The following is a 15,900-nucleotide window of genomic DNA, read 5'->3' as shown; positions in this document are numbered from 1 at the left end:
TGGAGGGGACATGACTCTCGCCACCGCCCCCGCCCGCCCCCTTCGCATCGGTCCGATCGATCTCGACGTGCCGGTCGTCCTCGCACCCATGGCGGGGATCACCAACACCGCCTTCCGGCGTCTGTGCCGCGAGTACGGCGCCGGGCTCTACGTGAGCGAGATGATCACGTCACGCGCCCTCGTCGAGCGCAACGAGACCACGATGCGGTTGATCCGTCACCACGAGTCGGAGACGCCGCGGTCCATCCAGCTCTACGGCGTCGATCCGAAGACCATCGCCGAGGCCGTGCGGATCATCGTCGCCGAAGATCACGCCGACCACATCGACCTGAACTTCGGATGCCCGGTCCCGAAGGTCACCCGCCGGGGCGGGGGAGCAGCGCTCCCGTGGAAGTCGAAGCTCTTCTCCGACATCGTCGCCCAGGCCGTCGAGGCGGCGGGAGACGTGCCGCTCACCGTGAAGATGCGCAAAGGGATCGATCCAGAGCACCTGACGTTCATCGAGGCGGGACGCGCGGCCGAAGACGCCGGTGCGGCGGCCGTCGCGCTGCATGCGCGGACGGCGAGCGAGTTCTACTCGGGCTTCGCCGACTGGAACGCCATCGGCGAGCTCAAGCAGGCCGTGACGAGCATCCCGGTCCTCGGCAACGGAGACATCTGGTCTGCCGACGACGCGGTGCGCATGATGGCCCAGACCGACTGCGACGGCGTCGTCGTCGGACGCGGATGCCTCGGGCGCCCGTGGCTGTTCGGTGAGCTCGCCACCGCGTTCGGAGGCGAGGGCAAGAAGGTCGATGCGACACTCGGTTTCGTCGCCGACGCCTTCCGTCGGCACGCCGAGCTGCTCGTCGACTTCTTCGAGGACGAGGACCGCGGATGCCGCGATGTGCGCAAGCACGTGTCGTGGTACTTCAAGGGCTATCCCGTCGGCGGCGATATCCGCACGGGTCTGGCGACCTCGTCCAGCCTGGCCGAGATCGACGACTTCCTCGGGCGTCTCGATCGCACGGCTCCGTACCCCGGCGCGGATGCCGAGGGTCAGCGCGGGCGATCCGGGCACCCCAAACGACCGGCACTGCCGGACAAGTGGCTGGAGTCGCGAGAACTCGCGTCGTCCGCCTCCGAGATGATGCGTGGAGCGGAGATCGAGAACAGTGGCGGTTGACCCTCAGGTCGGCCTGCGCGCCGACGGCTATGACGCGCGAGACGCCGAGCGCTTCTTCGCCGAGACCCATCGATCCGAGCGCAACGACTTCGCTCGCGACCGCGCGCGCGTGCTGCACTCCGCGGCACTCCGCAGGCTCGCCGCGAAGACGCAGGTGCTGAGCCCCGCCAGCACGGCCGATTTCGCGCGTAACCGGCTGACCCATTCGCTCGAGGTCGCCCAGGTCGGGCGCGAGCTCGCCGTCGCACTCGGCGTCTCGGCCGATGTCGTCGACACCGCGTGCCTCAGCCACGACCTCGGGCACCCGCCCTTCGGACACAACGGCGAGCGGGCCCTCAACGAATGGGCCGAGCCGATCGGCGGCTTCGAGGGCAACGCCCAGTCCCTGCGGATTCTCTCTCGGCTCGAGGCGAAGGTGCTCGACGACGACGACCGCTCGGTCGGACTGAACCTGACCCGCGCCAGCCTCGACGCGACATGCAAGTACCCGTGGACGGTCGACAGCCCGGTGCCGGACCCCGGGGGGCGGCTGAAGTTCGGCGTGTACCCCGAGGACGAGGCCGTGTTCCGGTGGATGCGCGAGGGAGCCCCCGGTCGTCTGCGCTGCATCGAAGCCGAGATCATGGATCTCTCCGACGACATCGCGTACTCCGTGCACGACTTCGAGGACGCGATCGTGAACGGCTACGTCGACGTCGCCCAGCTCGCCGACCCGCACGCGCATGACGCGCTCGTCGGCCGCATCCAGCAGTGGGTCGGATACGACTTCACGCGAGACGAGCTCGCCGACGCGCTCTATCGTCTCGCGTCCCAGCCGATGTGGCTGGCGTCTTTCGACCGCTCCCGCCAGGCGCTCGCCCGGCTCAAGAACCTGACGAGCGACCTGATCGGGCGTTTCGCCAAGGCCGCGGTCGCCGCCACCAAGGAGGCGTACGGAAGCACCGGGCTGGTCCGCTACAACGCCCACGTCATCGTGCCGCGAGTCATCGAAGTGGAGATCGCGGTCCTCAAAGGCATCATGGGTCAGGCGATCGTCACGATCGAAGCCCGCAAGGGCGTCTACAAAGAGCAGCGCCGGGTGTTGAAGCGCCTCGCCGACGCGCTCTGGTCGACGGACGCGCTGTGGTCCGCCGGCTCCGATGTGCTCGAGCCCGCTTTCGCCGCCGACTTCGTCGCGGCTGAGGATGACGCCGAGCGTGCCAGGGTCGTGGTGGACCAGATCGCGAGTCTCACCGATCAGAGCGCGATCGACTGGCACAACCGTCTGGTGGGCGAGATCGATCCGGCGGAGGTCGGCATCTGGACGCCCCGTCACGCTCGTCCCGGCGCCCGGGCACACGCCGAGAGGCGGCCCGTCGCCGAAGGGGCGCACTGATGCCGCGGATACTGCAGGCCGACGTCGACGAGGTGAAAGCGCGGACGAACATCGCCGACATCGTCGGTGAGCGAGTCGCCCTCAAATCCGCGGGCGTCGGATCCCTCAAGGGCCTGTGTCCCTTCCACGACGAGAAGAGCCCGAGCTTCCACGTGCGCCAGCAGGTGGGCTACTACCACTGCTTCGGCTGCGGGGAGTCCGGCGACGTCTACTCGTTCCTGCGCGAGATGGACCACGTCAGTTTCACCGAGGCCGTCGAGCGCCTCGCCGGTCGCATCGGGTACACGCTCCACTACGAAGACGGCGGAGCAGCGCCCGAGACGAGCGGTCGCAGTCGGCTCTACGCAGCGAACACCGCCGCGGCGGAGTTCTTCCGCGCGCAGCTGCTCACCCCCGACGCGGAGGCCGGTCGACGCTTCCTGGGTGAGCGCGGGTTCGATGCCGGCGCGGCGGCGCATTTCGGCGTGGGCTTCGCGCCGCGCGGCTGGGACGGCATGCTCAAGGCGCTCACTGCGCAGGGCTTCACCCGAGAAGAGCTCAGCAACGCCGGTCTGGTCTCCACCGGTCAGCGCGGCGTCTACGACCGGTTCCGTGGGCGCCTCGTGTGGCCGATCCGCGACGTCTCCGGCCAGACGATCGGCTTCGGCGCGCGCAAGCTCTTCGACGACGACAACGGTCCCAAGTACCTGAACACCCCCGAGACCCCCATCTACAAGAAGGCGCAGGTGCTCTACGGGCTCGACCTCGCCAAGCGCGACATCGCACGAGGGGATCCACGCCGAGTGGTCGTCGTCGAGGGCTACACCGACGTGATGGCCTGCCACCTCGCCGGCCTCACGACCGCCATCGCGACCTGCGGCACCGCCTTCGGCACGGAGCACATCAAGGTGCTGCGTCGCGTCATGGGCGACGACAACGCCTCGGGCGAGGTCGTCTTCACCTTCGACGGCGATGAGGCCGGTCAGAAGGCCGCCCTGCGTGCCTTCACGGAGGACGATCGGTTCAACGCGCAGACGTTCGTCGCAGTCGCGCCCGACGGACTCGACCCGTGCGACATGCGCCTCCAGCGCGGTGATGCGGCGGTTCGCGGGCTGATGGACACGAAGCAGCCGATGTTCGAGTTCGCGATCGACCGCAAGCTCGGCGGTTTCGACCTCTCCACGGTCGAGGGGCGGGTCGGTGCGCTCCGCGCCGCGGCGCCGATCGTGGCCGAGATCCGTGACCAGCTCCTGCGGCCGGGTTACGAGCGTGTTCTCGCACGCCGGCTCGGGATGGACCCGACTGAGGTGCGCAGCGAAGTCGAGCGGGCCGCCCGTGGCGGGTCGAGCCCGCAGCCGGTGCGTCGTGAAGCCCCCCAGATCGATCCTGCGACGGGGGTGGCCGTCGTCGCCCCGGTCACGCTCGCGAGTCTCCCGCGCAGCCCCGACGTCGCCGTGGAACGGGACGCACTGATGGGGGCCTTGCAGTACGGCCACCAGGTGGACCAGGCGCTCCTGAGCCGGGCCCTCGAAGCTCCTTTCCGCACGCCGGGGCTGGACGCGGTGCGTGAGGCGGTGGCATCCGCCCCCGATCGCACGAGAGCCGGGTGGGTGACGGAGGCTGTGAACAGCGTCCGCGAGCCGTACCGCTCGCTCGCGGGAGAGCTGCTGATGACGCCGTTCCCTGCTCGTGACGAAGAGCGTGCCGTGGCCACCGTGGCCGACCTCGCCCGGCGGCTCATCCTCCGGCGACTCGAGCATGAGAAACAGGAGCTCCTCGGCGCAGTGCAGCGGGTGCCTGCGGACTCGGACGGCGGCCGAGCGCTGCGGATGCGTCTGCGCGACATCGACGCGGAGCGTCAGCGCTTCGCCGAGTCGTAACCTCGACCGGTGCCGTCGAGAGGGCAGGATGGATACATGTCCCGCAGGCCCGAGTCCCCGAACGCGATCGACTGCTCGGATCTGGTGATCGACAGGATCGGTCACGGGATGCCGACCCGAGCCGTCGACGGCGTGACCTTCTCTCTCGCCCCCGGTGAGCTCATCTGCGTCGCCGGCCCCACGGGGTCGGGGAAGTCGACTCTGGTCGCCGCTCTCGCCGGTTCCACCGACCCCTCGGTGAAGGTGGTCGGCGGGCGGGCCGAGGTGTGCGGCGTGGACGTGCGTCGTCCGGGCCGCAAGCATCGGATCCTCACCTACCGCACCGGCTTCGTGCCACAGGGCGCCGGCGCCGACCTGCCTCCGAGGCTGACCGTGAACGAGGTGATCGCCGAGCCGATCCTCATCCGCGAGCGACGCGTGAACTCGAAGGCGCTCTCGATCCGCGTGGCCACACTCCTCGACGAGCTGCACCTTCCGCTGGGCACAGCGGCGAAGTTCCCCTACGAGCTCAGCGCAGGCATGCGCCAGCGTGTGGCGATCGCCCGCTCGTTCGTTCTGGAGCCCAAGGTCCTCATCGCCGACGAGGTGCTCGCGAATCTCGATCTCGAAGTGCGGCCGGTGGTGTTCGACGCGATCACACGTCGCCGGAAGGAGCAGTCGATGGCGGCGCTGCTCGTCACCAACGACGCGGCCTTCATCCGTGAGCTGAACGCCGAGACGCTCATGCTCCGCAGCGGTCATGTCGTGGCCCGCGGCGTCGGCAAGGACCTGCTCTGGGTGCCGAATGCGGAGTCGGATTCGCGGCGCTGAGCCCGACACGCCCGGCATCCGCGAAGGGCGGCCCGGTGTCACGAACACCGTCAGGAGTTTGCTAAGCTTGTCGAGTTGCCCGCTCAGCGGAGCACATTCCTCGGTAGCTCAATTGGCAGAGCAGCCGGCTGTTAACCGGCAGGTTCTTGGTTCGAGTCCAAGCCGGGGAGCCAACGGAAAGGCCCCCTCCACGGAGGGGGCCTTTCTCGTTCCCGGCGGTTGTGCGCCGGGCTCAGCGTGCGGAGCCTTCGAGGCTTCCCTCGACGGGGCCGGCGGGATCGAACAGCACGCACGAGACCACGCGGCCTCCGGCCTGATCCCACGTCTCGCTCGTCGGGGTGAAGGGATACACGTCGAGGGAGGATTCCGCCTTGCTCACGCCGACGAAGGCGGTGAACGGATCGCCGACGCACTCCGTGATGGCGCTGTCGACCATCTCCTGCGAGAAAGTCGACCCGGTCAGCGTGATCGTGTGGAAGACCTCTTCGTCATGCGGCTCGGTGCAGGGAACGACCTCGGCGTCGGAGGGCAGGCCGCTTGAGCCTTCGTTGCGGCAATCGCCCGTCTCCGGGGCGAGCGGGTCCTCGGACGTCGGCGTCGCGTTTGCGCTCTCGCTTGCGCGGGTCGAGCCACTGCCCGGAGCGGTCTCGACGGCGCTGCAGCCGGCGAGGGCTGCGGAAAGCGCCACCGCGCATCCGGCCAGCAGCAGTGCGTATCGAGGGTGCAGTGTCATCATGTCGGTCTTCCTCCGCGTCGCGAAGATGCGGTGTGCAGGGGGAGGGCCTCAGCCCTCGAGGTCGTCCACGCCCGGCATCCAGCTCGCTCCGGGGCGGCCCCATCCGCGCTTGCGGGCGATCTTCTGCACGGTCTTCCAGTCGCCGTCGGAGAGACGGTCGACGTAGAGGATGCCGTCGAGGTGGTCGAACTCGTGCTGCATGATGCGCGCGCGCCAGCCGTCGACGTCGATCGAGATCGGCTGACCGTCCAAGTCGGTAGCCGTCACGTGCACCCGCTCGGAGCGGCGCAGGGGGAATCGCTCGCCGGGGAAGGAGAGGCAGCCCTCGGACTCCAGGTCCGGGTCGGGATCTCCCGGTTCGAGCGGCACCATCCAGAGGACCGGATTGATGAGAACCCCGCGCCAGGGCTGATCGTCGTCGTCGACGTAGGCGTACGTGTAGATCCGCAGCGGAACGCCGACCTGCGGGGCAGCGAGTCCGACGCCGGGTGCGGTGTCCATCGTCTCGAACATGTCGGCGACGAGGGTTCGGACGTCGTCGGTGATCTCTTCGACGGGGGATGCGGGGGAGTGCAGGACAGGGTCGCCCATGATGCGAATCGGAAGTACAGCCACGTCACAACCCTAGTCGGCGGTGCTCGCCAGGTAGGCTCATACGCGTGACTGCTGGGGTGTGGATGAACGGGGCCGAACAGGTCGGCGATCAGCTCGTGGGAGCCTTCCAGAACCCCGGCATCCTGCTCGGGATCCCCCTTGCCCTCGCCGGAGCGGTCTTCATGTCGCTCGGTGCGCAGTACCAGCACCGGGGAGTCGAGAAGGTCGAGCGCCTCAGCGGTGCTGACGGGGCATCGGGCCTGAGCTTCGACCAGCTGAAACGACTGCTCACTCGGCCTTCTTGGCTCGTCGGAACGCTCATGCTCGGCCTCGCGGTGGTCTGTCAGCTCGCGGCCCTCGTCCAGGCGCCGCTGATCGTCGTCCAGCCGCTCGGTGCCATCGCACTCGTCATCACGACGCTTCTGAACGCGAGAGTCTCCGGTCACAGTCCGACGAGACAATCGCTCACAGCCATAGCCTGCTGCGTCGGCGGCATCTTCCTCTTCGTCTTCTTCGCCGCGATCTACGCGACGGAGCAGGAGGTGACGGAGCGCGAGCTCTTCGTGATCCTGGCTCTCCTGCTGGTCGTGATCATCGTCCTCGGAGCCTGCTGGCTGATCCTCCGTCACCGCATGCGCGCGCTGTTCTACGTGGTCGGCGCCGGTGTGCTCTACGGCTTCGTCGCCACTCTCGCCAAAGTCATCATCAAGCGCATCGAGGCCGGCCAGTTCGAGTGGATCACCGCGATCTGCGTCCTCGCGCTCTTGGCCGCGGCCGCGGTCGGCGGGTACTTCGTGCAGACCGCCTACAGTTCGGGCCCGCCTGACCTGGTGATCGCCGGCCTCACCGTCGTCGATCCGCTCGTCGCGGTTCTGATCGGCATGGTCGTGCTCGGCGAGGCCGCGGCCGCACCGCCGTGGGTCATGGTGATCTTCGCGATCGCCGGAGCCATCGCCGTGTGGGGAGTGGTGGGACTCGCCCGTTACCACCCGCAGGTGCTCAGCGACAGCCAGGAGCTGGGAATCGAGCGCGGGAGCACGCCGGCGGCGTCGGGACAGGGCCCGTCCGCAGAAGCCTCCTCCTCGCGGACGACGGCCGTCGACGCGACGGAACATCCGGAGAGCTCTGAGAGCCCGGATGACGGCGACGGTCCGCCGAGGCGGCCCGGTCCCACCGAGCAGCAGTAGCCGCGCGAGCGAGGACCGGGAGCGATGCTGCGGTCAGTAGGTCTGGTCGATGAGATCGGCGGAGACCTCGGACGCAGCGGCCTCGTCGACGAAGATCACCGTGCGCTTGCGACCCTTGGCTCCGGCGGCGGGCACACTCGTGTAGCTCGCGCCGGCGAGTGCGAGGCCCAGTGCGGACGCCTTGTCGGCACCTGTCAGCACGAGCCAGACCCGCTTCGACGAATTGAGCACCGGTCGCGTCAGCGTGACGCGCTCCGGCGGCGGCTTGGGGGAGTCGCGGACGGCCAGGACCGCGGTATCCGTCACCGTGACCTCCTCGCGGTCGGGGAAGAGCGAGGCGATGTGGCCGTCGGGCCCGACGCCGAGGAAGCACACGGCGAAGGACGGCCACGGGTTCTCGTCGGTGCCGAAGCGCGCGAGGTCGGCGGCATAGGCCGCTGCCGATTCGTCGAGCGTCAATCCGCTGTCAGGACCGGCGACCTCGTGCACGTTCTCGGCGGGAACCGGGATGTGGTCGAGCAATGCCTGTCGCGACTGCAGGGAGTTGCGATCCGTGTCGTCGCGCGGCACGAACCGCTCGTCGCCCCACCAGAAGTGCACGAGTGACCAGTCGATCTCGGCCGCGCGCGGGTCGGTGGCCGCCGCGCGCAGGACGGCACCACCCATCGAGCCGCCCGTGAGGGCGATGTGGGCGATCCGGCCGTTCCTGGTTCGCGCGCGGACGCGTGTGAGGAATCGATCGGCGACGCGGGTGGCGAGGGCCGCGGGAGTGGCTTCCACCACGACCCGCTTCTCGGCGGACGATGTCGTCATCGACGTCACTCTCCTGTCTCGGGCGGACCCAGCTTCTCCCAGCCCTCGGTGATGACTCGACCGTACAGGACGTCGGGGTCGAGTCGACGCAGCTCCTCCGCGAGGCACTCACGCAGCGTGCGCCGCGGCAGGTGAAGATCGTGGTTGGGCTGGTTCGGCTGGGTGAGGATCGCGATACCGGGGGAGGGACGCTCCAGCAGGATGTCTCCCGACGTGCGGGACAGGCGCACCGACTTGATGCCCTCCTGCCAGTGCTCCGGGTCTTCGTACGACCAGCGCACGGGAACGTCGAGCGCCATCTGCAGCCAGGCGGCGAGCAGGGCGGTGGACGGGGAAGCGGAAGCACCACGCACCTCGACACCCGTGATGGGCTCGAACGGCGGCTGGTCCAGGACGGCGGCGAGCTGCTCGCGCCAGTGGGTCAGACGGGTCCAGGCGAGGTCCGTGTCTCCCGGCGCGTGAGTGCGGCCCAGCAGTGCGAGACGGTCGCGCACGTCAGGGGAGGTCGCTGCATCCGTGATGCGACGTTGCGCGATGCGGCCGAGAGGCGACGTCGCGGGGGAGGACGGGGCCTCCTCGGGCCACCAGGCGACCACCGGAGCGTCCGGAAGCAGGAGACCCGTGATGAGGCTCTCCTCGTTGCTGGCGGCATCTCCGTAGGCCCGCAGGACGACGACCTCGCTGGCTCCGGCGTCGCCGCCGACGCGGATCTGCGCGTCGAGGCGTGAGTCGCCCTCACCGGTGGTGAGCACGATCACTCGCATCGGGTGCTCGCGCGACGCGTCGTTCGCGGCGTCGATCGCTGCTTCTGCGACGCCGTTGCGCGCAGAGATCACGAGGGTGAGCACGCGGCCGAGGGCGACGGCGCCGCCCTCCTCGCGCACCTTGACGAGCTGCTTGGCGACCTGGCTGACGGTCGTGTCGGGAAGGTCGATGATCACGGGCGTCTCCAGACTCGTCCGTCGCGGGCCAGCAGGTCGTCGGCGGATGCCGGTCCCCACGAGCCGGGCGCGTACTGTTCGACCGGACCGCCCTCGGCGGCCCAGTACTTCTCCACCGGGTCGAGGATCTTCCAGGAGAGCTCGACCTCCTCGTGCCGTGGGAACAGCGGCGGGTCGCCCAGGAGGACGTCGAGGATCAGGCGCTCGTACGCCTCGGGGCTCGCCTCCGTGAACGCGTGGCCGTAGCCGAAGTCCATGGTCACGTCGCGGACGTTGGAGCCGCTGCCGGGGACCTTCGAGCCGAAGCGGATGGTGACACCCTCGTCGGGCTGCACGCGGATCACGAGTGCGTTCTGGCCGAGCTCTGACGCGTTGCCACGACCGAACAAGTGCTGCGGTGCCCGCTTGAACACCACGGCGATCTCGGTCACGCGGCGCCCGAGCCGCTTGCCGGTGCGCAGGTAGAACGGCACGCCTGCCCAGCGGCGCGTGTCGATCTCGAGCTTGATGGCGGCGTAGGTCTCCGTTGTCGACTCGGGGTTCATCCCGTCCTCGGCCAGGAAACCGGTGACCTGCTCGCCTCCCTGCCACCCGCCGTCGTACTGACCGCGAGCCGTGGCGAGGGAGAGGTCCTCGGGCACGTGCACCGCGGCGAGAACCTTCTCCTTCTCGGCGCGAAGGTCGGCGGCCGAGAGGCTGATCGGCTCCTCCATCGCCGTGAGGGCGAGAAGCTGCAGCAGGTGGTTCTGGATCACGTCGCGCGCCGCGCCGATGCCGTCGTAGTACCCGGCACGCCCGCCCACGCCGATGTCCTCGGCCATCGTGATCTGCACGTGGTCGACGTAGTTGCGGTTCCAGATCGGCTCGTACAGCTCGTTGGCGAAGCGCAGCGCCAGGATGTTCTGGACCGTCTCCTTGCCGAGATAGTGGTCGATGCGGAAGATCGAGTCGGCCGGGAAGGCGACCTCGAGCGCGGCGTTGAGCGCACGAGCGGACTCGAGATCGTGCCCGAACGGCTTCTCGATCACGACGCGGCGCCAGCGCTCGTCATCGTCGCTGTTCTCACCGACGAGGCCGGAGTCCTTCAGCTGCTTGGCGACGAGCGGGAAGTCCTTCGGCGGGATCGACAGGTAGAACGCGTGGTTTCCCATCGTGCCGCGTTCGACGTCGAGCTTCTCGATGGTCTCCCGCAGCTTGCGGAAGGAATCGGGGTTGTCGAACTCGCCCGAGACGAAGCGGATGCCCTGCAGGAGCTGGGTCCATGTCTCCTCGCGGAACGGGGTGCGAGCGTGTTCCTTGACGGCGTCGTAGACGACCTGTGCGAAGTCCTGGTCCTCCCAGTCCCGGCGGGCGAACCCCACCAGGGCGAACCCCGGGGGGAGCAGGCCGCGGTTGGCGAGGTCGTAGACCGCGGGCATCAGCTTCTTGCGTGAGAGGTCTCCGGTGACGCCGAAGATCACGAGGGCGCTGGGCCCGGCGATCCGGTTGAGACGGCGGTCATCGGGGTCACGCAGCGGGTTGTGCCCGCGCGAGATGGGAACAGACATCAGTGGGGGATTCTCCTGCTGTTACTTCTGTGCGGCTTCGAAGAGGGCGAGCACGTCGTCCGAGGACTCGGTGATCGTCAGCGTGACGACGGGACGGCCGTGCTCCGCGAGCACAGCCGCATCGCCGGCCGCCTGCGCCTGGATGAGCTGACCGAACGTGAACGGACGCTCCGGGATCTCGAGGTCGACCTCGGTGCGCTCCAGGATCTGCAGGAACACTCCCTGAGCGGGGCCGCCCTTGTGATACTGACCGGTCGAGTGCAGGAACCGCGGTCCCCACCCGAACGTGGTCGGGCGACCGGAGTCTGCCGCGACGAGTTCGCGGAGGCCCTGGAGCTGCGGCACCTCGAGGCGGTTGACATATGCCTGGATCGACACGTAGCCGTCCGCGGGCAGCTGGGCCCAGAGCGCATCGAGCACGCCCTCGACGGTGCCCGAGGCCGCAAGCGCCGGATCGGAAACCCGCACCTCGACGCCGTTCTCGACGAACGCCGGAGCGGTGGGCTCCGGACGGGCGTCGAGGAGACCCCGGGCTGCGATCTTCGCCGACTCGACGTCGGGCTGATCGAACGGGTTGATGCGCAGGAGATGCCCGGCGATCGCGGTCGCGTACTCCCACACGATGAGCTGGGCCCCGAGCGAGCCGCTGACGAGGATCTCGCCCTCGTGGCGCTCGTGCAGGTGGAACTCGTTCGCGTCGTCGACCAGGCGGACGATCTGGAGGTCGGCGGGCACCGGGTCGAGCTCGGGCGAGACCGGGAGCAGGACGACCGGGAGGATCCCGGTCCCGTCCTTGCCGGTGGACTCGGCGATGAGCTGCTCGATCCAGTCGGGGAGGCCGTTGATGTGCGTGCCGTCGGTGATCAGACCGAGCTTGTCACGGCGCGGGGTGGTCGCGGCGATCGCGGCACCGAGACGGAGGGCGGGGTTCTCGGCGGAGTCGACGGCGACCTCGAGCAGCGAGGCCTCGGCCTCGTTCAGCAGCTCGTCGATGTCGACACCCGCGAGTCCCGAGGGGACCAGACCGAAGGCGGTGAGCGCCGAGTAGCGTCCGCCGACGTTCGGGTCGGCGTTGAACACGCGGTAGCCGGCCTCGCGCGCGGAGACGTCGAGGGGCGAACCGGGATCGGTGACGACGACGATGCGCTCGACGGGGTCGATGCCGAGGTCGCGGAAGGCCGCCTCGAAGGTGCGGCGCTGCGAATCCGTCTCGACCGTGGAGCCGGACTTCGACGACACGACCAGCGCGGTGTCGGTCAGGCCCTCATCGAGAGCGGCGAGCACCTGCCCGGGCGCCGTCGAATCGAGGATTGTCAGCGGCACGCCGGCGGTTTGTGCGATGACCTCGGGAGCGAGCGAGGAGCCGCCCATTCCCGCGAGGACGATGCGCGTGACGCCCTTGGCGTTGAGATCGGCGCGCAAGGCGACGATCTCCGCGACGAGCGGACGAGAGACCGACACGGCCTCGACCCAGCCGAGTCGGACCGAGGCCTCGGCCTCCGCTGCCGGACCCCAGAGGGTGGCGTCCCCACCGGTGATGCGCGACGCGACGAGATCGTGGACGAGGCTGGGCACCGTCTCATCGATCGCCGCGCGCGCGGCACCGGACGTGTGGATCGAGAACGTCATCGCTGGGACTCCAGACCCTCGGCGACCTGGGTCAGCAGGTCGTGCCACGAGTCGATGAACTTGGCGACGCCCTCGTCCTCCAGGACCTGGGTGACGTCGGCGAAGTCGACGCCGACCTCGGCCAGACCGGCGAAGACGGCGCGCGCCTCTTCGTAGCCGCCCGTGATCGTGTCGCCGGTGATGACACCGTGGTCGAACGTCGCTTCGAGCGTCTTCTCCGGCATCGTGTTGACGACGCCCTGGGCGACGAGCTCGGTGACGTAGAGGGTGTCCGGCAGGGCCGGGTCCTTGACACCGGTCGATGCCCACAGCGGGCGCTGCAGGTTGGCGCCGAGCGCGATCAGGTCCTGGGCCCGCTTCTCGGCGAACTTCTGCTCGAAGAGCTCGTACGCGAGGCGTGCGTTGGCGAGGCCGGCCTTGCTCTTGAGAGCCTCGGCGGCGTCCGTGCCGATGTCGGTCAGGCGCTTGTCGGTCTCGGTGTCGACGCGGGACACGAAGAACGATGCGACGGAGTGGATGCTCGACAGGTCGAAGTCGCCGCTGTGCGCCCGCTCCAGACCGGTGAGGTAAGCGTCGATGACCTCGGCGTAGCGCTCCAGGCTGAAGATCAGCGTGACGTTGACGCTGATGCCGTTCGCGATGGCCTCGGTGATGGCCGGGATGCCGGCCTTCGTCGCGGGGATCTTGACCAGGAGGTTCGGGCGGTCGACCTTCGCCCACAGCTCCTTGGCCTGAGCCACGGTGCCGGCGGTGTCGTGTGCCAAGTCGGGGGAGACCTCGATCGAGACGCGGCCGTCGACATGACCGGACGACTCCCAGACGGGACGGAAGACGTCGAGCGCGGCCGCGACGTCCTGCGTCGTGGCGGCGAACACCGCTTCCTCGGCCGTCGCGCCGGAGGCGGCGAGCTCGGCCACCTGAGCGTCGTACGACGTGTTGTTCTTGTCGGTGATCGCGTTGGCGAAGATCGTGGGGTTCGTGGTGACGCCCACGACGTTGCGGGACGAGATCAGCTCGGCGAGGTTGCCCGAGGAGATGCGCGTGCGGGACAGGTCGTCGAGCCAGATGCTGACACCTGCGGCGGCGAGCTGTGCGGTGGGGGTGCTCATGCGTTCTCCTTGGTGCTGTTTGCCGCGATGGTCTCGCGGGCGGCCGCGATGACGGCCTCGGTGGTGATGCCGAACTTCTCGAAAAGGGTCTTGTAATCGGCAGAGGCGCCGAAGTGGTCGATGCCGACCGAGCGGCCGCGGTCGCCGACGATGCCACGCCACGTGAGCACGGAACCGGCCTCGACCGACACGCGCGCGGTGACCGACGCCGGGAGCACGCTCTCGCGGTACTCCGCATCCTGTTCGTCGAACCACTCGAGCGAGGGGGCGGAGACGACGCGGACGTTCACGCCCTCGGCAGCCAGGGCCTCGCGGGCGTTCACGGCCAGCTGCACCTCGGAGCCGGTGGCGACGATGATGACGTCCGGAGTCCCGTTCGGGGCTTCCGCGAGGACATACGCGCCCTTGGCCGCGTTGGCGGCGGCCGCGAAGGTGTCGCCGGAGGCTGCACCCTCGCCGCGTTCGAACACCGGGATGTTCTGGCGGGTCAGCGCGATGCCCGCCGGCCCTTCGTGGCGACGGAGGAGCTCCAGCCAGGTGACCGCGGTCTCGTTGGCGTCCGCCGGGCGGACCACCGTGAAGTTCGGGATCGCGCGGAGCGTCGCGAGCTGCTCGATCGGCTGGTGGGTGGGCCCGTCCTCGCCGAGTGCGACGGAGTCGTGCGTCCAGACGAAGATGCTCGGGATGTTCATGAGCGCCGCCAGGCGCACCGACGGGCGCATGTAGTCGCTGAAGATGAGGAACGTTCCGCCGAAGGCCCGCGTGGGTCCGTGGAGCACGATGCCGTTGACGATCGCGCCCATGGCGTGCTCGCGGATGCCGAAGTGCAGCACACGGCCGTAGGGGTTGCCTGACCATTCGTGGGTGGACCACTCGGCCGGGATGAACGACGGCGCGCCCTTGATGGTGGTGAGGTTCGATTCGGCGAGGTCGGCCGATCCGCCCCACAGCTCGGGGAGCTCGGCGGCGAGGGCGTTGATGACCTGACCGGATGCGGCGCGCGTCGAGACCTCTTTGCCTCCTTCGAACACCGGGAGCGCCGAGGTGATGTCGTCCGGGAGCTCCTGGGCCTCGAGCCGGTCGAGCAGGGCCTTCTTCTCGGGGTTCGCGGCGGCCCAGGCGTCGAACGACTCCTGCCAGGCGGCGCGCGCCTCTGCGGCGCGTGCAGCGAGGCCGCGGGTGTGCGCGATGACGTCGTCGGCGACGGCGAAGGTCTGCTCGGGGTCGAAGCCGAGGACCTTCTTGGTCGCAGCGAGCTCATCCGCACCGAGAGCGGAGCCGTGGATCTTTCCGGAGTTCTGCTTTCCGGGCGACGGCCAGCCGATGATCGTCTTGAGGATGATGAGCGACGGCTTCGAGGTCTCGCCCTGAGCGGCCTCGATGGCGGCGTGCAGCTCGGCGACGTCTTCGACGTACTCGCCGGTCTTCTTCCAGTCGACGACCTGCACCTGCCAGCCGTACGACTCGTATCGCTTCGCGACGTCTTCGGTGAAGGCGACGTTGGTGTCGTCCTCGATCGAGATCTGGTTGGAGTCGTAGATGGCGATGAGATTGCCGAGCTGCTGGTGCCCTGCGAGCGACGACGCCTCGCTGGTCACGCCCTCCTGCAGGTCGCCGTCGCCGGCGATCACGTACACGAAGTGGTCGAACGGGCTGGTGCCCGCTGCCGCCTCCGGGTCGAAGAGGCCGCGCTCATAGCGGGCGGCATAGGCGAAGCCCACAGCGGAGGCGAGTCCCTGGCCGAGCGGGCCGGTGGTGATCTCGACGCCCTTGGTGTGGCCGTACTCCGGGTGGCCCGGCGTCAGCGAGCCCCAGGTGCGAAGCGCCTTGAGGTCGTCGAGCTCGAGGCCGAAACCGCCGAGGTAGAGCTCGACGTACTGCGTGAGGGAGGAGTGTCCGGCCGAGAGGATGAAGCGGTCGCGGCCGAGCCAGTCGGTGTCGGTCGGGTCATGGCGAAGGACCCGCTGGTAGAGGAGGTACGCGGCAGGAGCAAGGCTCATCGCGGTGCCGGGGTGACCGTTGCCGACCTTCTCGACGGCATCGGCCGCCAGGATTCGAGCGGTGTCCACCGCGCGCCGATCGATCTCATCCCACTGCAATTCCGACACGTTCATGCCCTTTCCGACAGTTTCGAG

The 15,900-nt window shown here is 69.0% G+C and carries 13 protein-coding genes and 1 tRNA gene; 6 read left to right on the top strand and 8 right to left on the bottom strand.

The window, feature by feature from the left end:
* Positions 1-10: 10 nt before the first annotated feature.
* The 5 genes from dusB (at position 11) to CQ045_RS12825 (ending at position 5,382) form a co-directional block, all read left to right on the top strand.
* On the top strand, positions 11-1,165 hold the full coding sequence (gene dusB, locus CQ045_RS12845; protein ID WP_105724317.1) for a tRNA dihydrouridine synthase DusB: 1,155 nt from the start codon (positions 11-13) through the stop codon (positions 1,163-1,165).
* Positions 1,155-2,540 carry a deoxyguanosinetriphosphate triphosphohydrolase gene (locus tag CQ045_RS12840; protein WP_105724315.1) on the top strand — a complete coding sequence of 462 codons (1,386 nt, stop codon included), beginning with the start codon at positions 1,155-1,157 and terminating at the stop codon, positions 2,538-2,540. Before dusB ends, CQ045_RS12840 begins: the two co-directional genes overlap by 11 nt.
* Entirely contained in the window at positions 2,540-4,399 is a 1,860-nt protein-coding gene (dnaG, locus tag CQ045_RS12835) for a DNA primase (RefSeq protein ID WP_105724313.1), read from the top strand. The genes CQ045_RS12840 and dnaG overlap by 1 nt, the downstream gene beginning before the upstream one ends.
* 36 nt (positions 4,400-4,435) lie before the next feature.
* A complete protein-coding gene (locus CQ045_RS12830; RefSeq protein WP_105724311.1) occupies positions 4,436-5,209 on the top strand; it encodes an ATP-binding cassette domain-containing protein in 774 nt (257 codons plus the stop codon).
* A 97-nt stretch (positions 5,210-5,306) separates the two neighbouring features.
* A tRNA-Asn gene (locus tag CQ045_RS12825) sits at positions 5,307-5,382 on the top strand.
* 59 nt (positions 5,383-5,441) lie between these two features.
* Here the strand turns inward: CQ045_RS12825 and CQ045_RS12820 are convergent.
* Together CQ045_RS12820 and def are read right to left on the bottom strand one after the other, a co-directional pair.
* Positions 5,442-5,945, bottom strand: coding sequence for a septum formation family protein (locus CQ045_RS12820; protein ID WP_105724309.1), 504 nt, complete (start codon positions 5,943-5,945; stop codon positions 5,442-5,444).
* A gap of 48 nt (positions 5,946-5,993) precedes the next feature.
* Positions 5,994-6,560 (bottom strand): peptide deformylase, encoded by a 567-nt coding sequence (def, locus tag CQ045_RS12815; protein ID WP_105724307.1) that lies wholly within the window; start codon positions 6,558-6,560, stop codon positions 5,994-5,996.
* A gap of 62 nt (positions 6,561-6,622) precedes the next feature.
* On the opposite strand from def, the gene CQ045_RS12810 reads away from it, so the two are divergent.
* Positions 6,623-7,726 carry a DMT family transporter gene (locus CQ045_RS12810; RefSeq protein WP_105724305.1) on the top strand — a complete coding sequence of 368 codons (1,104 nt, stop codon included), beginning with the start codon at positions 6,623-6,625 and terminating at the stop codon, positions 7,724-7,726.
* Between the two features lie 33 nt (positions 7,727-7,759).
* Here CQ045_RS12810 and pgl read toward each other — a convergent pair whose 3' ends face one another.
* Genes pgl through tkt form a run of 6 tightly spaced genes read right to left on the bottom strand, consistent with a single transcriptional unit; the run spans position 7,760 to position 15,873 of the window.
* Positions 7,760-8,539 carry a 6-phosphogluconolactonase gene (gene pgl / locus CQ045_RS12805; protein WP_181156555.1) on the bottom strand — a complete coding sequence of 260 codons (780 nt, stop codon included), beginning with the start codon at positions 8,537-8,539 and terminating at the stop codon, positions 7,760-7,762.
* 5 nt (positions 8,540-8,544) lie between these two features.
* Positions 8,545-9,480 carry a glucose-6-phosphate dehydrogenase assembly protein OpcA gene (locus CQ045_RS12800; protein ID WP_105724301.1) on the bottom strand — a complete coding sequence of 312 codons (936 nt, stop codon included), beginning with the start codon at positions 9,478-9,480 and terminating at the stop codon, positions 8,545-8,547.
* Positions 9,477-11,027, bottom strand: a complete 1,551-nt coding sequence (zwf, locus tag CQ045_RS12795) for a glucose-6-phosphate dehydrogenase (protein WP_105724299.1) — start codon at positions 11,025-11,027, stop codon at positions 9,477-9,479. The genes CQ045_RS12800 and zwf overlap by 4 nt, the downstream gene beginning before the upstream one ends.
* Positions 11,028-11,048: 21 nt before the next feature.
* A complete protein-coding gene (locus tag CQ045_RS12790) occupies positions 11,049-12,656 on the bottom strand; it encodes a glucose-6-phosphate isomerase (protein WP_105724297.1) in 1,608 nt (535 codons plus the stop codon).
* Positions 12,653-13,765, bottom strand: coding sequence for a transaldolase (tal, locus tag CQ045_RS12785; RefSeq protein WP_105724295.1), 1,113 nt, complete (start codon positions 13,763-13,765; stop codon positions 12,653-12,655). Before tal ends, CQ045_RS12790 begins: the two co-directional genes overlap by 4 nt.
* The gene (tkt, locus tag CQ045_RS12780; RefSeq protein ID WP_105724634.1) at positions 13,762-15,873 is read right to left on the bottom strand and encodes a transketolase; all 2,112 of its coding nucleotides are present in this window, start codon (positions 15,871-15,873) and stop codon (positions 13,762-13,764) included. The genes tal and tkt overlap by 4 nt, the downstream gene beginning before the upstream one ends.
* Positions 15,874-15,900 lie beyond the last annotated feature (27 nt).

The sequence above is a fragment of the Microbacterium sp. MYb66 genome (assembly GCF_002979435.1).
In the GTDB taxonomy this organism is placed as follows: Bacteria; Actinomycetota; Actinomycetes; order Actinomycetales; family Microbacteriaceae; genus Microbacterium.
Note: the sequence above shows the minus strand (reverse complement) of the source record. Positions and strands in the feature narration are given on the sequence as shown.